The sequence below is a fragment of the Streptomyces sp. NBC_00872 genome, assembly GCF_045161915.1.
Classification (GTDB): Bacteria; Actinomycetota; Actinomycetes; order Streptomycetales; family Streptomycetaceae; genus Streptomyces.
Map to the genome: position 1 here is coordinate 1,957,222 of NZ_CP108806.1, position 14,782 is coordinate 1,972,003.

Annotated in this window: 15 protein-coding genes; 2 read left to right on the forward strand and 13 right to left on the reverse strand. The window is 71.5% G+C overall.

The annotated features are described in order from the left end of the window. Positions 1 to 120 precede the first annotated feature (120 nt). The 3 genes from OG214_RS08390 to OG214_RS08400 all read right to left on the reverse strand — a co-directional run bounded on the left by OG214_RS08390 (position 121) and on the right by OG214_RS08400 (position 2,679). A complete protein-coding gene (locus OG214_RS08390; RefSeq protein ID WP_405984368.1) occupies positions 121 to 1,665 on the reverse strand; it encodes a hypothetical protein in 1,545 nt (514 codons plus the stop codon). Between the two features lie 168 nt (positions 1,666 to 1,833). Continuing rightward, a complete protein-coding gene (locus OG214_RS08395) occupies positions 1,834 to 2,211 on the reverse strand; it encodes a PPOX class F420-dependent oxidoreductase (protein WP_363085294.1) in 378 nt (125 codons plus the stop codon). Between the two features lie 216 nt (positions 2,212 to 2,427). After that, a complete protein-coding gene (locus OG214_RS08400; RefSeq protein WP_365901696.1) occupies positions 2,428 to 2,679 on the reverse strand; it encodes a helix-turn-helix transcriptional regulator in 252 nt (83 codons plus the stop codon). 64 nt (positions 2,680 to 2,743) lie between these two features. Here OG214_RS08400 and map point away from each other — a divergent pair, with 64 nt between their 5' ends. After that, entirely contained in the window at positions 2,744 to 3,511 is a 768-nt protein-coding gene (gene map, locus OG214_RS08405) for a type I methionyl aminopeptidase (RefSeq protein WP_405984369.1), read from the forward strand. A gap of 160 nt (positions 3,512 to 3,671) precedes the next feature. Here map and ggt read toward each other — a convergent pair whose 3' ends face one another. Continuing rightward, positions 3,672 to 5,492, reverse strand: coding sequence for a gamma-glutamyltransferase (gene ggt / locus OG214_RS08410; protein WP_405984370.1), 1,821 nt, complete (start codon positions 5,490 to 5,492; stop codon positions 3,672 to 3,674). A 105-nt stretch (positions 5,493 to 5,597) separates the two neighbouring features. Between ggt and OG214_RS08415 the strand changes: the two genes are divergently transcribed. Beyond that, a complete protein-coding gene (locus tag OG214_RS08415; protein ID WP_405984371.1) occupies positions 5,598 to 6,341 on the forward strand; it encodes a hypothetical protein in 744 nt (247 codons plus the stop codon). Positions 6,342 to 6,557: 216 nt separating this feature from the next. Here the strand turns inward: OG214_RS08415 and OG214_RS08420 are convergent, their stop codons facing one another. The 9 genes from OG214_RS08420 to OG214_RS08460 form a co-directional block, all read right to left on the reverse strand. Then, on the reverse strand, positions 6,558 to 7,415 hold the full coding sequence (locus tag OG214_RS08420; RefSeq protein ID WP_363084369.1) for an amino acid ABC transporter permease: 858 nt from the start codon (positions 7,413 to 7,415) through the stop codon (positions 6,558 to 6,560). Between the two features lie 104 nt (positions 7,416 to 7,519). Continuing rightward, positions 7,520 to 8,164, reverse strand: coding sequence for an amino acid ABC transporter permease (locus OG214_RS08425; RefSeq protein WP_363084368.1), 645 nt, complete (start codon positions 8,162 to 8,164; stop codon positions 7,520 to 7,522). 10 nt (positions 8,165 to 8,174) lie between these two features. Further along, positions 8,175 to 9,104, reverse strand: a complete 930-nt coding sequence (locus OG214_RS08430; RefSeq protein ID WP_363084367.1) for a glutamate ABC transporter substrate-binding protein — start codon at positions 9,102 to 9,104, stop codon at positions 8,175 to 8,177. A 223-nt stretch (positions 9,105 to 9,327) separates the two neighbouring features. After that, positions 9,328 to 9,768 carry a DUF6278 family protein gene (locus tag OG214_RS08435; protein WP_363084366.1) on the reverse strand — a complete coding sequence of 147 codons (441 nt, stop codon included), beginning with the start codon at positions 9,766 to 9,768 and terminating at the stop codon, positions 9,328 to 9,330. A gap of 71 nt (positions 9,769 to 9,839) precedes the next feature. After that, entirely contained in the window at positions 9,840 to 10,622 is a 783-nt protein-coding gene (locus tag OG214_RS08440) for an exodeoxyribonuclease III (RefSeq protein WP_382851631.1), read from the reverse strand. Between the two features lie 147 nt (positions 10,623 to 10,769). Next, a complete protein-coding gene (locus OG214_RS08445; RefSeq protein ID WP_382851629.1) occupies positions 10,770 to 11,402 on the reverse strand; it encodes an MBL fold metallo-hydrolase in 633 nt (210 codons plus the stop codon). Positions 11,403 to 11,478: 76 nt separating this feature from the next. Then, a complete protein-coding gene (gene pcaC / locus OG214_RS08450; RefSeq protein WP_363084363.1) occupies positions 11,479 to 12,774 on the reverse strand; it encodes a 4-carboxymuconolactone decarboxylase in 1,296 nt (431 codons plus the stop codon). A 58-nt stretch (positions 12,775 to 12,832) separates the two neighbouring features. Further along, the gene (locus OG214_RS08455; protein ID WP_363082543.1) at positions 12,833 to 13,411 is read right to left on the reverse strand and encodes a hypothetical protein; all 579 of its coding nucleotides are present in this window, start codon (positions 13,409 to 13,411) and stop codon (positions 12,833 to 12,835) included. After that, a complete protein-coding gene (locus OG214_RS08460; RefSeq protein WP_363082544.1) occupies positions 13,408 to 14,574 on the reverse strand; it encodes an ROK family glucokinase in 1,167 nt (388 codons plus the stop codon). The genes OG214_RS08455 and OG214_RS08460 overlap by 4 nt, the downstream gene beginning before the upstream one ends. Positions 14,575 to 14,782 lie beyond the last annotated feature (208 nt).

Consider the following 14,782-nt stretch of genomic DNA (forward strand, 5'->3'; position numbering starts at 1 on the left):
GTAAGCCCCGTCCCACACTGGGGCAAGACCATCGTCGTTAACCCGCAGAGTCGATCAAGTTTCACACCCGAGCGGTCGACATCGGGCGATTCGGGTCTGACCAGGCTCTTGACGGGCCGGTCAGGCGTCCGCGATCCCCGCCACTCTGAGGGCGTGGACGACATCGCGCTCACGGGACGCGGAGACCGCGCGGGCGGCGTCGATGAGCTGCGGGACGAGCCGGTGCGGGTCGGGCGCGGCAACGAGCACGGCGTCCTCAGGGGCACGGACCTGTACGAAGGCGCTGAGCAGCGCTCTCGCCTCGTGCGGACGGCCCGCCCCGCCGAGGGCGAGCACGGCGTCGGTGATCTCCCCGGCAGGGCGGGAGGCGCCCTGGAGGAGCAGCTGGCGGCAGTCGTCGTCCCGGCCCGCCGAGGAGAGCGCCCCGGCGGCGGCGGCGAGCTGGGCGGGGGGCAGGAAGGCCGCTTCCCAGAGCAACTCGGCCCAGTCGGCGCCGAGCCCGGCGCGGTGCAGTTCGGCGGCGAGCAGGGGCAGCTGCTCGGGGGGCCGGCCCGCGGCTTCGCAGAGCACGACATGCGCCTCCCCGCTGCGGCCGTCGGCGCGCAGTCCGGTCAGCGTGGCGACGAGCTCGGCGGCGGCGCGCCGGTCCTCCGCCGAGTGCGCGGGTACGGGCGCGGCCGGGGCGGGCGCGGCGGGCACACCGCCGAAGCGGGCGCCACGTGGGGTGGCGGGGGCGGCGGGCGGCGGCGCGGACACGACGGGCGCGGGCTGGGCCTCGGTGTCCTCCTCGACATCGAGCCCGGCGAAGCGCGCGCCGCGCGGCTTGCGCCGGGCCGCGGAGGCGCGCTTCTTCTCCTTCGCGGCCTCCTTCGCGGCCTCCTTCGCGCTCTCCTTCGCGGTGGCGGGCGGCGCGGTCTCCGCCGTGGCCGCGTCCCGTGCGCCGCCCTCGGCCTGTGCGCCGCCCTCGACCCACTGCGGAACGTCCTTGGCACGAGGGGCGTTTGACGGTCCGTCAGCCATGGAGGCATCGGCTACGGCAGGTCCGCCGTCCGCGCTCCCCCGGGCCGTCGCGGCCGGGCGGTCGAAGACCGAGGGCTCCTCGGCGCGGAACCAGCCCTCCGGAGCCAGCGGGCGCCCCGTCGTGGTGGCGCGGCCCGGCGTGGTCAGGGCGGCGAGACGGGCGCGCAGTTCGGCGCAGCGCGCCGTCGCGCGCGCGTGATCGTCACGGGTCCAGGCCAGCTCATGGGTGAGCTCCTGGGTCTGGGGTGTGTCCGGCGGCGCCGTACGGAGCAGCCGTGTCAGCTCCTCGGCCCGGTTCGCCAGGTACGCCTGCTCGCGCAGCATGAGCTGAAGCCGCTCGGAGAGGGCCTCGCCGCCCCCGGGCAGCCGGTCGTACGTGGCGGCCGAGGCCGCGTGCAGGCGCCGCGCCCGTACGCCCTCGCGTGCCGTCTCCTCAGGGTCCCGCCCCGCCGCGAAGTCCTGGAGCAGTGAGTCCACCACGTCCCAGGGCGGGATCTCGGTACCGTCGAAGCAGGCGCGCAGGCCCTCCGGGTCGCGCTGGCGGAAGACTCCGTACCAGCCGCCACCCGGGTCGAGGAGCGACGTGAGATCCCTTAAGTACCTCGCGAACGCCCCGATCTCCGCCGGGAGTTGTCGCACCGCCATCGCTGCCCCGTCCCTGCCCTGCCGAAGGGAACCCTTCAGTCCGCAGGCATTCGACCTCAGTCGTGTTACAGGACGGCTACGGGCTGTTTTCCGGCGCGGTGCGGACCCTTGTCCGGGGCGCTTCCCCGGAGCTCTTCGCGGCGGCCCCGGAGACCTCCCCGGCGGCGCTCAGACGGTGACGACTATGCCGATCTGGGGACGCTTGCTGCCCCGTACGAGCCTGGCCGGCCAGTCGACCACCCAGAACCGCCAGGTGTACTTGCGCGAGAGCATCTTCCTGATCCGGTCGGTGGCCGTCGCGTCGAGCAGCCGCGCGGTGCCCTCGACGGTCGGCGAGCCCTCGGCGATCCGCCCGCGCAGGTCGCACTCCGCGACGACGACACGGCCGTTGTTACGGATCCGCTTCACCTTCCAGGAATCCGTCCTGGTCCAGATGAACATCTCGCCACCCTCCACCGCGTGCCAGACGGGCGTGGCGACACCCGTTCCGTCCTTGCGGTAGGTGGTGAGGCTGACATAGCGGCAGGGGGCTAGCTCGTCCAGGATCGTCACGGACGGGAGACTACGCGTCACGGGATTGTCCCGGTAGTCCCTTCAACCACTCCTCCACCGCTGTTCGCGCGCCCGCCGCCGGGCCGACGCGCGAAGGCCGCTCCGGGCCCCGCGCCCGGCCGGGGTCAGCAGCAGGTCGGGGTCAGCTCCCGGCCGGGGTCAGCAGCAGGTCGGGGTCAGCTCCCGGCCGGGGTCAGCGGCGGGCCGGGGTCAGACAGGTACGAGGACGCAGCTCGCGGCGATCTCGTCCATCGAGAGGCCCAGCGCGGCCGCCAGCGCGGCCACGGTGAAGAACGCCGGGGTGGGGGCGCGGCCGGTCTCGATCTTGCGCAGGGTCTCGGCGGAGAGCCCGGCGACCGCCGCGACCTCCACCATGCTGCGCGCGCCGCGCGCCTCGCGGAGCAGACGGCCGAGCCGCTCGCCGCGCTCGCGTTCCTGGGGGGTGAGAGGACTCCGTACCATCTCGTCATTCTAATACCGCCGCACCAGCATGCCCCGCCCCATGGCGACCGGTATAGTTATTGGAATGGTGGAGATCAAAACCGCTGCGTCCCTGGACGCGATGCGCGCCGCGGGCCGGGTCGTCGCACAAGCGCTGACGGCGGTACGTGAGGCCGCGGCCGTGGGAGTCACACTGGGCGCCCTCGACGAGACCGCGCGCGCCGTGCTGCGCGAGGCCGGGGCCGGCTCGCCCTTCCTCGACTACCACCCCGCCTGGGCGCCCACCCCCTTCCCCGCCGTCATCTGCGCGTCCGTCAACGACGCGATCGTGCACGGTATCCCCGGCTCCTACCGGCTGCACGACGGCGATCTCGTGAGTATCGACTGCGGCGCGGTGCTCGACGGCTGGGTGGGCGACGCGGCGGTCAGCTTCACGGTGGGCCGCGCGCGCCCCGACGACCTCCGGCTGATCGACAAGGCGAACGAGGCGCTGGAGGCGGGGATCGCGGCGGCCGTCGTGGGCAACCGCATCGGCGACATCGCCCATGCGATCGGCCGTGTCTGCCGCTCGGCCGGCTACGGCATCCCGGGCGGCTTCGGCGGCCATGGCGTGGGCCGCACGATGCACGAGGATCCGGGGGTGCCCAACGAGGGGCGCGCGGGGCGTGGTCTGCCGCTGCGCCACGGAATGGTCCTGGCGATCGAGCCGATGCTCATCGGCAGTGGTACGGACCGTCACTTCACGGCCCATGACGGCTGGACGGTCCGCACCCTGGACTCCAGCAGGGCCGCCCACGCGGAGCACACGGTCGCGATCACCGATGACGGCCCGCGGATCCTCACGGCGCTCTGAGCACCCCGGCGCCCCTGCCCCGCACTCCCGCCCGGCGGCATTCCCCGCGAGCCGCCCGGCGACACCTCCGGCGGCCCCGCCCCGCGACACCGGCCGCCCCGGTCGCCGTACGTTCTTCCACCCGTACGGCGACCGGGAGTGAACCGGACCGGTCCGGCCGCTACTTACCCGGCTTTCCCGCCGGACGCACCACCATCGCGGAGCCGCCGCCCCTGCGGACCTTCTCCGCCGCGGCCAGCCAGCGCCCGTCGGGCAGCCGCTGGACGCCGGTCGCCGCGCCGATCTCCGGGTTCTGCGTGAACACGTGCCCGATCGCCTCCAGTTGCGCGCGCACCGGGCTGTTCCACAGTCCCGGCTCCAGCTCCGTCGCCGCCCCGTTGCGCTGGCTGGCGCGGGGTGCGGCGATCGCCTCGACCAGCGGCAGACCACGGTCGAGATGGCCCGTCAGGGTCTGGAGCACGGTGGTGATGATGGTCGCGCCGCCCGGCGAGCCGAGTGCGAGCACCGGACGGGCGTGTCCGTCCAGCACGATGGTCGGGGAGATCGACGACCGGGGCCGCTTGCCGGGACCGGGCAGGTTCGGGTCGTGGACCGCCGGGTTCGCCGGGGCGAAGGAGAAGTCGGTCAGCTCGTTGTTGAGCAGGAAGCCACGGTCCGGCACGGTGATCGCGCTGCCGCCCGTCGACTCGATCGTCAGGGTGTACGCGACGACATTGCCCCACTTGTCCGCCGCCGTGAGATGTGTGGTGTTCTCGCCCTCGTATGTCGTCGGCGCGGCGGTCCCGCCGGTCGCGCACGGTGTGGGATCGCTCGGATCGCCGGGCGCGAGCGGGCTCTTGAGAACCGCGTCGTCCTTGATCAGGCAGGCCCGCGAGTCCGCGAAGCGCTGGGACAGCAGTCCCTTCGTCGGTACGTCCTCGAAGGCGGGGTCACCGAGCCAGCGGCCCCGGTCCGCGAACGCGATCCGGCTCGCCTCGATGAAGCGGTGCAGATACCCCGCCTGGGTCGCGCGTGAAAGATCCGTCCGCTCCAGGATGTTGAGCGCCTCGCCGACGCTCGTACCGCCCGAGGACGACGGCGCGATGCCGTACACGTCGAGACCGCGGTAGGAGACCTTCGTCGGCGCCTGGCGCTTCGTCCGGTACGCGGCCAGGTCCCGCGCGGTCAGATCGCCCGACCGTACGACCCGGGTCGCGGCCGGGTCGACGGGGGGCTTGCGCACCGTACGGACGATGTCGTCGGCGAGGTCGCCCCGGTAGAGCGTGTCCGTGCCCTTGCGTCCCAACTCCGCGTACGTGCGGGCGAGATCGGGGTTCTTGAAGACCGATCCGACCACCGGGAGCTGTCCGCCAGGCAGGAACAGCTCGGCGGAGGCGGGGAAGTCCGCGAACCGCGCCTGGTTGGCCTCGGTCTGGGAGCGGAAGGTGGCGTCGACGGTGAACCCGTTCCTCGCCAGCCGCTCCGCGGGTTCGAGCAGGCGCTTGAGCGACTTGCTCCCCCACGCGTCAAGCGCGGTGTCCCAGGTGGCCGGGGTCCCCGGCGTGCCGACGCCCCGGCCGCTGGTGACCGCGTCGGCGAACGGGATCGGCTTGCCGCCCTCCAGGAAGAGCGAGCTGTCGGCGGACCTCGGCGCGGTCTCCCGTCCGTCGATGGTCTGCACCGTACGGGACTTGGCGTCGTAGTAGACGAAGTAGCCGCCACCGCCGATGCCCGCGGAGTACGGCTCGGTGACCCCGAGGGCCGCGGCGGTGGCCACGGCCGCGTCCACCGCGTTGCCGCCCTGTCTGAGCACCTCGATCCCGACGGCCGAGGCGTCCGTGTCCACACTCGCGACCGCTCCCCCGTATCCCGCCGCCACCGGCGTTTTCTCCGGTGGACGGGGTGTGGTCGCCACTGATGACGGCAGTGCCTGGGCACAGGCCGAGAGCAGGGCGACGGCAGCGGCCACAACCGAAACATTCCGCGCGGCGGAGCGACGCATCCGTACCTCCAGTCAAGAACAGTCCGGGCAGCGTAACTTCAGCGCACCCGTGCCGTCAGGACCGTCCCGAACAATGTTCGCGCCATGCCTATACGATGCGCGCCCATGACTGACGACATACGCAACATCGTGCTCGGTGTGGTCGCCGCGGGCGTCAGCGCCTCCCTGGGCTGGCTCGCCCGTACCTATCTCTGGCGCCGCAGGCTCCGCCGCAAGCAGGCCTTCTTCGGACTGCCCGGAAATTCGGAGTGCCTGCTCGTCGTCAATCGCGAGGCGGGCGGTGACGGCGCGGTCCACCGCCATGACGTCTTCGCGCTGCTGGAACTGTCCGCCCTGATCAAGGACTGCGGCGCGCACGCCGAGATCGTCCAGCACGACACCGCGCGCCAGGGGTTCGGTGAGCGTACGGAGTTCTGTGTGGGCGGCCCCGCGTCGAATCGCCGGATGGCCGCGCACCTCGCCTCGCTGCTGCCGGGCGTCAAGGTGAACACCGAGCCCGAGCCCAAGGCCGACCGCGGCGCGTTCCAGATCGGCTCGGAGCGCTATCGCGCGGAGCCGGGTGTCGCGGAGTATGTCCTGCTGGCGCGGCTGACCGCCGGGGAGGGGGAGCGGCCGGTCTTCCTCTTCTGCGGCCAGCGCGCCATCACCAACCAGGCCGCCTCGCGGTATCTGGCCCGCCACCACGAGAAGCTGGCCCGCAAGTACGGCGGCAACGCGTTCTGTCTGCTGCTGAAGGTGGTCAACTCACATGCGTACGGCCCCGATGTGGTGGAGCTGGTCGCCGATGTGACCCGGGCGGCCCGGGAGCCCGTACCCGTCGTCCACACCTCGCACCGCGCCAAGGACTGAACGCCGCACGGCGGGACCCCGCGGGGTGAGCAACGGGCGAGCACCACGGCGAGCACCGTGGACCGGGCACGCCGACCGGGCATCCCAGGCTGAGCACCTCCGGCGGAGCACCCCTGGCCGAGCGTCGCGGGGCGCCACCCGACCGGCACGCAGCTGACCTTCTTCCCGTCCGAGAAGTGATCTCCGGCTGCTGCCGGGCGGGCCACTGCCCCTGAGCTACCGCCCGTCCGGCGGCAGCGTCCCCGGTGCGGCCGGGACCGCGCCCATGGCCCGCGCCCCCGGTCCGCGCCGCTGGCGGCCGGCGAGCCGGTGGGCGAACCACGAGAGCACCATGCACATCCCGATGTAGATCGGTGAAATCACCATCACCACGGGGATGAACGGCAAATCGTAGTCGAGATTCGACGCGATGAGCTTTCCGGCATGGAGGAACTCCTCATAGGTGATGAGATAACCGAGTGATGTGTCCTTGAGAGCGACCACCAACTGGCTGATGATCGTGGGCAGCATGGCGCGGACCGCCTGTGGCACCAGCACGTACGTCATGACCTGCGTCTTGCGCATGCCGAGCGCGTACGCCGCCTCCCGCTGACCGCGCTCCACCGAGTTCACTCCGGTACGGAGCACCTCGGCGAGCACGGAGCCGTTGTAGAGCGTCAGACCGGCCACCAGCGCGGGCAGGGCCCGCACCTGGAGCGCCACGAAGATGAAGAAGATCATCACCAGTACGGGCATGGCGCGGAAGAACTCGACCAGCGCGGTGGCGAGCCACCGTACCGGCCGGTGCGCGGAGAGCCGGCCGCAGGCGAGCACACCGCCGAGCACGAGCGAGAGCACCGCGGCGCAGCCGAATGCCACAAGGGTGTTGCCGAGACCGCGCAGCAACAGCTCCTGGATGCCCCGGTACTCGAAGGGCCGCCATTTCGTGGCGCTGAACTGGCCGGTGGCGAAGAGCAGATGGAGCACCCAGCCGAGCAGCGCGACGATGGCGGCCGTCGAGACGACACCGTACAGCCGGTGGCGCCTGCGGGTCCTCGGGCCGGGGATGTCGTAGAGGGCCGTCGAGTCGGCCATCGACGCCCTGGACCGGGTACCGCTTTCCTCACGCTCCGGACCCGGTGCGGCCGACGGTCCCGGTGTGTTCACCGGCCTCGTGGGCCTCACTGACCTCACCGGCCTCACCGGGCGATTCCCCAGCGCTTCTCCAGCACATGGAAGAGGGCGCTGATGGAGAGCGTGATGATCAGATAGCCGGCCCCGATCCACACAAAGGTCCAGATGATGCTGAAACCTGTCTCGTTGAGGGTTCTGTAGGTGCCGAGCAGTTCGGTGACGCTGAACGCGCCCGCGATCGCCGAGTTCTTGGCGAGGGCGATCAGTGTGGAGCCGATGGGCGGGATGACGGAGCGGAACGCCTGGGGCAGGATCACGGCGCCGAGCGTCTGTCCGAAGGTCATCCCGAGGCCGCGGGCCGCCTCGCCCTGCCCCTTGGGCACGGTGTTGATGCCCGAGCGCAGCACCTCGCAGATGAACGCGGAGGTGTAGCAGCCGAGGGCGAGGACGGCGAAGAGCTGGAACGGCAGCACGAGCCCGAACCGCGGCAGACCCAGCAGGACCGCGAAGAAGAGGAGGGTCAGCGGGGTGTTGCGGAGCACGGTGACCCAGACGGCGCCCAGGGCCCGCAGGGACCGTACGGGCGCCACCCGGCAGGAGGCCGTCACGAACCCCAGGGCCAGGGCGAGCAGTGAGGCGTAGACCGTCAGCTCGACCGTGCCGAGGAAGCCCTCGCCGTAGAGGGAGAAGTTCTCGGTGAGTACGTCCATGCCGGCTCCCTCAGTTCGCCGGGTAGCGGTCGACGGCGGGGGCGGGGGCGGGCTCACGGCCGGAGAGCCCGAGGGTCGCGTCGTACGCCTTCCGCCAGTCGCCGTTCTTCTCGTGCGCCACGACGGCATCGTCGAGCGCGAACCGCAGGGCGTTGTCGTCGCGCGGGACGCCGATGCCGTAGGGCTCCCTGGAGAAGGGCCGACCGACCACCTTCAGCGCGTCGGGCACCTTGGCCGCGTAGCCCATCAGAATGGTGTCGTCGCTGGTGACGGCGTCGACCTGGAAGGTCAGCAGATTGTCCACACAGACCGAGTAGGTGTCGTACGCGACGAGTTCGGCACGCGGGTGGTCGTCCTTGATCCGCTGGTACGGGGTGGAGCCCGCGGCCGAGCAGACGCGTCTGCCGTCGAGGTCGCGCGGTCCGTCGATGCCGTGCTCGTCGGTCCGTACGAGCAGGGACTGGCCGGCCATGTAGTACGGACCGGCGAAGCCGACGAGCCTCTTGCGCTTGTCGTTGATGGTGTAGGTGCCGACGTAGTAGTCGATCTGCCCGTTCTGGAGGGCGGTTTCGCGGTTCGCGGAGGCGATCGTACGGAAGCGGACCGCCGCCGGGCCGAAGCCGAGGGACGCCGCCATCATCTTGGCGATCTCGATGTCGAAGCCGGAGTAGACACCGTCGGCGGGGTCCTTCTCGCCCATGTACGGCTGGTCCTCCTTGGCGCCGACGACGAGATGGCCGCGCTCGCGCGCCGCCGTCCAGGTGGCGGAGCCGGTGAGCCGGAAGGTGTGGTCGACCCGGTAACGGGGCAGGGTGCCTGGCTCCGGGCCCTTGACGGGCGGACTGCCCGGTCTGCCGCACCCGGCGCCGGAACCGGCGGCGAGGAGGACGAGCGGGGCGAGCACGAGGGCGGTGAGGGTCCTTCTCGTACCGACGGCCATACGCTGCCCCACCCCACTCCCGGCTGTGTCGAGGTCAGCGCAAACTATCCAGCCGGACAAGGGACTTCGTACCCGACACGCACAGATAGGACATAAGCGATATTTAACGCAAGAGGCGCCTGCCAACAGCGGCGCCGGGGGATCAGCCGAGGAATCAACCGGGGAATCAGCCGGGGAATCAGCCCGGAGATCAAGGGGGCACCGGGAGATCAGGGGGGCAAGGTCAGGCCTCGGCCGCCTCCCCGTACATCTGGGACAGCTCGGGCGCCCCGGTGGCCGCCCAGTCGATCCCCGCCTCGACCACCGGGATCTCCCGTCCCGACGCCAGACGCACCACGGGGTGCCCGCCCGGCCAGATGTGCCAGACCGCGCCGGGGACGGTACGGACGATCACCGTGCCGAGATACAGACCCGCGTCGTTGCCCAGCCAGGGCAGCTCTTCCGGATCGTCGCGCCAGCGCGGCGGAAGCTGGTCGAGCGCTTCCAACGAGGCCGGGGAGTCGTCCAGTTGAAGACCCTCCCGGCCCGCCCGGACACGGAGCAGCTCGCACTCGGAGAGCAGCTCGGCCACGCCCTCCGGCTCACCGCGGACGGCGGCGGCGAGCGATGTGCCGCGATCACCACCATGCCGCTTGCGCCAGTTGTCCAGAAAAGGAATGTTCATACCGCTCAGAGTGCCATTCCCCCGCGCGGACCACCATGGGGCCACGCGGAACGCCGGTGCTGGATGTCCAGCTACACGATGTCCAGCTCCACGACGACCGGGGCGTGGTCCGAGGCGCCCTTGCCCTTGCGCTCCTCGCGGTCGACATAGCTGTCCTTGACCGCCGCCGCGAACGGCGCGTTGCCGTACACCAGGTCGATGCGCATCCCTCTGTTCTTCGGGAATCCCAGCTCACGGTAGTCCCAATAGGTGAACGGACGGTCGTACTTGAGCGGACGGGGCACCACATCCGCGAGCCCCTCCTCGCGCAGCGCGGCGAGCGCGGCGCGCTCGGCCGGGGTGACATGCGTGGCGCCCTCGAAGAGCGCGATGTCCCAGACGTCCTCGTCGGCCGGCGCGACATTGAAGTCACCGAGGACGGCGAACGGGCGCGGGCCCGCCGCATCGTCCGCCACGGCCTTCCGCAGCGCCTCGAACCAGCGCAGCTTGTACGCGTAGTGGTCATGGCCGACCTCGCGGCCGTTGGGTACGTACACCGACCACAGACGGACCGGGCCGCAGGTCGCGGAGATCGCGCGCGGCTCCTCCACGCCGTCGTACTCGGGACCGTCGGGCAGGCCCTTGACGATGTCCGCCAGACCGACCCGGGAGATCAGCGCGACTCCGTTCCATCTCCCGTTCGCGTTGACCGCCGACTCGTAACCCAGCTCACGGAGCTGCTCGGCGGGGAACTGCTCGGCGGTGCACTTGGTCTCCTGCACGCACAGCACATCCGTGCCGCTGCTCTCCAGCCAGGCCAGCAGCCGGGGCAGCCGAGCGGTGATCGAATTGACATTCCAGGTCGCGATGCGCATGCGGACAGCCTATCGGCGGGGTCCGACAGTCGGCGTCCGGCGAGGTGGGGGCCCGGGGGGCGGCGGCCGGCGGCCCGACGGGGTCGGCGTCGGGTCGCGGCGCCGGACCCCTGGGCCGGACCCCCTAGGCCGTGTCCGGCCCCGGCGTCAGACCTCGAAGGAGTCGCCCGGGGTGAGCCTCGTATGGTCGGCGCCGCCCAGATTGCCGAGAAGGGTGTCGTACAGGGGCCGTGCCAGCTCGGTCAGCAGGGCGTCGTGGACATCGAGCGTGCGCCCCGGCTTGACCTCCCGTACGTAATCGATCACCTCGGAGACCTTGTTCCAGGGCGCCATCACGGGCAGCATCAGCGTCTCGACCGGCTCGTCGGGGACGGTCAGCGCGTCGCCGGGGTGGAAGACCGAGCCGTCCACCAGGAAGCCGACATTGGTGATCCGCGGGATCTCCGGATGGATCACGGCGTGCAGCTCGCCGTGCACCCGCACATCGAACCCGGCCGCGGAGAAGGTGTCACCGTGGCCGACGGTGTGGACCCGGCCGGGAAAGGCCGCGGAGACCTGCTCGGCGACGCTGCGCAGCGTCCACAGCTCGGCCGCCGGATTGGCCTCCAGACCCGCCCGCAGCCGGCCCTCGTGGAAGTGGTCGGGGTGCTCGTGCGTGACGAGGATGACGTCCGCGCCGACGGCGGCGTCCTCCTCGCTGTAGCCACCGGGATCGATGACAAGTGTCCGTCCGTCCTTCTCCAGCCGGACGCAGGCGTGTGTCTTCTTGGTGAGCCTCACCGGTGACCGCCTCTTCTCTCGCGTAGTCCGTTCTCGTGCCGCCGGATCCCCGTCGCGGATCCCTTCCTCCATCCTGCTACGCCTCGGGCGTCGTCTCCTCCTGGATCACGGTCCGCGCCACCCGGAACGCCGTGTTCGCCGCCGGAACACCGCAGTACACGGCCGAGTGGAGCAGCACCTCCTTGATCTCGGCGGGGGTCAGACCGTTGCGCAGCGCGGCCCGGGTGTGGAAGGCCAGCTCCTCGGTGTGCCCGCCCGCGACCAGCGCGGTCAGCGTCACCGCGCTGCGGGTACGGCGGTCCAGGCCCTGCCTGGTCCACACCTCGCCCCAGGCATAGCGGGTGATCAGCTCCTGGAAGTCGGCCGCGAAGTCGTCGGCGGTGGCCATGGCGCGGTCCACATGGGCGTCCCCGAGAACCTGTCTGCGCACCCGCATCCCCGCCTCGTACGGGTCGGGGCGCCCGTCGGACACGGCCTCCGGCTGCTCGGCGGCGGGGGCGATCTCGGCGACGGGTCCCGCCGGCGCGGAGATGACGGGCTGGAGCGGGCGGTCGGGCAGCACGGTCAGACCGGTGGAGGTGTCGGACGGGTTGTACCAGGCCGTGGAGAAGTGGTGCACGAGCAGATCCGTGACGGCGGCGGGCTGCTCGACCGGCGCGAGATGGGAGGCGCCCGGCACCAGCGCGAGCCGGGCGTCCGGTATCCCGGCCACCAGGGTGCGGGCCTCGGCCGGCCCGGTGACCTTGTCCTCGGCTCCGACCAGGACCAGCGTCGGTACGGTGATACGGCCCAGCTCCGCGCGGATGTCGAAGGCGGCGAGCGCCTCACAGGCGGCTATGTAACAGCCGGGATCGGTGGTGCGGACCATCTGGACGGCCCATTCCACGATGGCGGGCTGCGCGGCGGCGAAGTGCGCGGTGAACCAGCGCTCGGGCGCGGTGCGGGCCATCGGGTCCAGACCGTTGGCCCGTACGATCACCCCGCGCTGGCGGAACTCGTCGGCCGTGCCGAACCGGGGCGAGGCGGCCACCACGGCGAGCGAGGCGATCCGGTCGGGGCGGCGCAGCGCCAGCTCCGCGCCCACGGCCCCGGCGATGGAGCAGCCCACGTATCCGAAGCGTTGCACCCCGAGCCCGTCGAGCGTGGCCAGCAGCCGTTCCGCCAGTTCGGGGACGCTGCTCGCGGGGTGCGCGGGCGCTCCGCCATGGCCCGGCAGGTCGAAGCGGATCACCCGCCACTGCCGAGCCAGCTCGGGCACCTGCCGGTCCCACATGTGCCAGGTGGTACCGAGAGAGGGCCCCAAGATCAGCACGGGCGCGTCTTCCGGCCCGTCCATGCGGTATTGCAGGGTTTTGGTCGTCGTCTCACTCACCCGCTCACGCTCCCACATCTCACATTTTCCCACTGGAGAGGGTCGGAACACCGACCGGTCACGGGGTGGTGGTGGAGACGACGAATACGCGTGGGAAGCCCGGTTCGCTCAGGTCGACGACCACGTCCTGGCTGGGTCTGGGTGCCTTCTGCCGGTGGCTGGTGCCCGCCCAGTCGTGGCCGGGGATGTCGAAGTTCCAGCCGACGGTCTCCAGATCGCGCGGACCGATCGTGATGGCGCCGTCCTTGAGCGCGGACCTGCTGGTCCCCATGTCGGTGAGGAACGCGTCGAGTTGGGTGGAGGTGACGTCGAACTGCACGTAGAACCGGCTGGTCTTCCAGTTGCTCGTCTCGAAGTACCGCACCCGGGTGGCTCCGGTGGGGATCGGCACCTCGAAGATCCGGCGCTTCATCTTGGAGGGGCGCAGATGCTGGAGTCCGGTGGCGGAGGACTCGGCCTCCTTGTCCCGGCCGCTCTCCCGGCTCTGTCCTGCGGAGATCACCAGATAGCCGGCCGGGATACCGATGAGCAGCACGATGACGACGGCCGTCAGCCAGCGGCGGCGGTTGCGGTGGCGCCGGTCCTCCGGCGGTTTTCCGGTCTCGTCCGTGGCCGGCAACGATCGGGACAGCGTCATGACGGCGGTTCCTGGCTCGTGCTCGTACGGCCGGTGCGGATGGCCTGGGCATAGCGCTCGTACCGTTCATGGCGCTCGACGCGGCGGCGCTTGGCGCGGCGGAAACGTCTGGCCACCAGCCGGGAGAGATCGGCGGCGCCGACCATGCCCGCCTCGGGGCCGAGCTCCGCCTTGACGATCCTGGCCTCGGGGCGGTAGCCGCGGCCGGTGAGATGACGGCGGAAGGCATCGCGGGCCGGGCCGATGAGCAGATCGTCCGCGGCGCTGACACCCCCGCCGATGACAAAGCAGGACGGGTCGAGGGCGGCGGCGAGATTGGCGATGCCGACGCCGAGCCACTGGCCGATGTCCTGGAACAGTTCGACGCACATGGCGTCGCCCTCACGGGCGAGTTCGGTGATCAGCGGGCCCGTGATGTCCTGCACGTTGCCCTTGACGCGGTCGATGATGCTGTACGCGACCGGTGAGTCGGCGACGGCCAGCTCCCTGGCCTCCCGTACGAGCGCGTTGCCCGAGCTGTACTGCTCCCAGCAGCCGCGGTTGCCGCAGGGGCAGCGGTGGCCGCCGGGCACCACCTGCATATGGCCGAACTCGCCGGCGACCCCGTACTTGCCGCGCTTGACCCGGCCGTCCTCCAGGATGGCGCCGCCGATGCCGGTGCCGAGCGTGATCATGACGAGATGGTCCTCGCCGCGTCCGGCGCCGAAGCGCCACTCCGCCCAGGCGGCGGTGTTGGCGTCGTTGTCGACCATCACGGGGACGGCGAGCCGCGCGGAGAGCGCGTCCCTGAGGGGTTCGTCGCGCCAGGCGAGATGCGGCGCGAAGAGCACCTTGGAGCGGTCCGCGTCGACCCAGCCGGCCGCGCCGATGCCGACGGCGTGCACATCGTGGCGGTCGGAGAGATCGAGGACCAGCTCCACGATGGTGTCCTCGACGACCCGGGGGCTCTTGGACTTGTCCGGTGTCTCGGTGCGGAGCTTCTCCAGGATGTTGCCGTCGGGGTCGACGACCCCGGCCATCACCTTCGTACCGCCGATGTCGATACCGACGGTCGGGACCCGGGGCGCGGTGAGCAGCGAGCGGCGCTCACGGGTGCCCGCGGTCCGCAGGACCGTGGCGCGGGCGGAGCCGCGGTGGGCGGCGAAGTCGCGGTAGGTGCTCATCGGCCGGACTCCCTCGTACGCGTCGGCTCAGGCCTGGCGTGCCGGGTGAGCCGGTGTCGGCCGGGCCGCGGTTCGGGTGCTCGCACGGGTCGTGTCGTCCCTGGGATCGGGGGCCGGCCGGCCCGGGTGGGCAGCGGCGGCGGACGGTGTCCGCCCCGGCAGATTGTGCCACCCGGGGCGGGTGAGGACGGGTGAGGTGGCCGCGCGG

Coding starts and splice junctions, on each gene's coding strand:
- OG214_RS08420 (WP_363084369.1), bottom strand. CDS start 7,415: ATGGCCGACTCGACGGCCCTCTACGACATCCCCGGCCCGAGGACCCGC.
- OG214_RS08415 (WP_405984371.1), top strand. CDS start 5,598: ATGACTGACGACATACGCAACATCGTGCTCGGTGTGGTCGCCGCGGGC.
- OG214_RS08400 (WP_365901696.1), bottom strand. CDS start 2,679: ATGGTACGGAGTCCTCTCACCCCCCAGGAACGCGAGCGCGGCGAGCGG.
- OG214_RS08425 (WP_363084368.1), bottom strand. CDS start 8,164: ATGGACGTACTCACCGAGAACTTCTCCCTCTACGGCGAGGGCTTCCTC.
- ggt (WP_405984370.1), bottom strand. CDS start 5,492: ATGCGTCGCTCCGCCGCGCGGAATGTTTCGGTTGTGGCCGCTGCCGTC.
- OG214_RS08435 (WP_363084366.1), bottom strand. CDS start 9,768: ATGAACATTCCTTTTCTGGACAACTGGCGCAAGCGGCATGGTGGTGAT.
- OG214_RS08440 (WP_382851631.1), bottom strand. CDS start 10,622: ATGCGCATCGCGACCTGGAATGTCAATTCGATCACCGCTCGGCTGCCC.
- OG214_RS08390 (WP_405984368.1), bottom strand. CDS start 1,665: ATGGCGGTGCGACAACTCCCGGCGGAGATCGGGGCGTTCGCGAGGTAC.
- OG214_RS08455 (WP_363082543.1), bottom strand. CDS start 13,411: ATGACGCTGTCCCGATCGTTGCCGGCCACGGACGAGACCGGAAAACCG.
- map (WP_405984369.1), top strand. CDS start 2,744: ATGGTGGAGATCAAAACCGCTGCGTCCCTGGACGCGATGCGCGCCGCG.
- OG214_RS08460 (WP_363082544.1), bottom strand. CDS start 14,574: ATGAGCACCTACCGCGACTTCGCCGCCCACCGCGGCTCCGCCCGCGCC.
- OG214_RS08430 (WP_363084367.1), bottom strand. CDS start 9,104: ATGGCCGTCGGTACGAGAAGGACCCTCACCGCCCTCGTGCTCGCCCCG.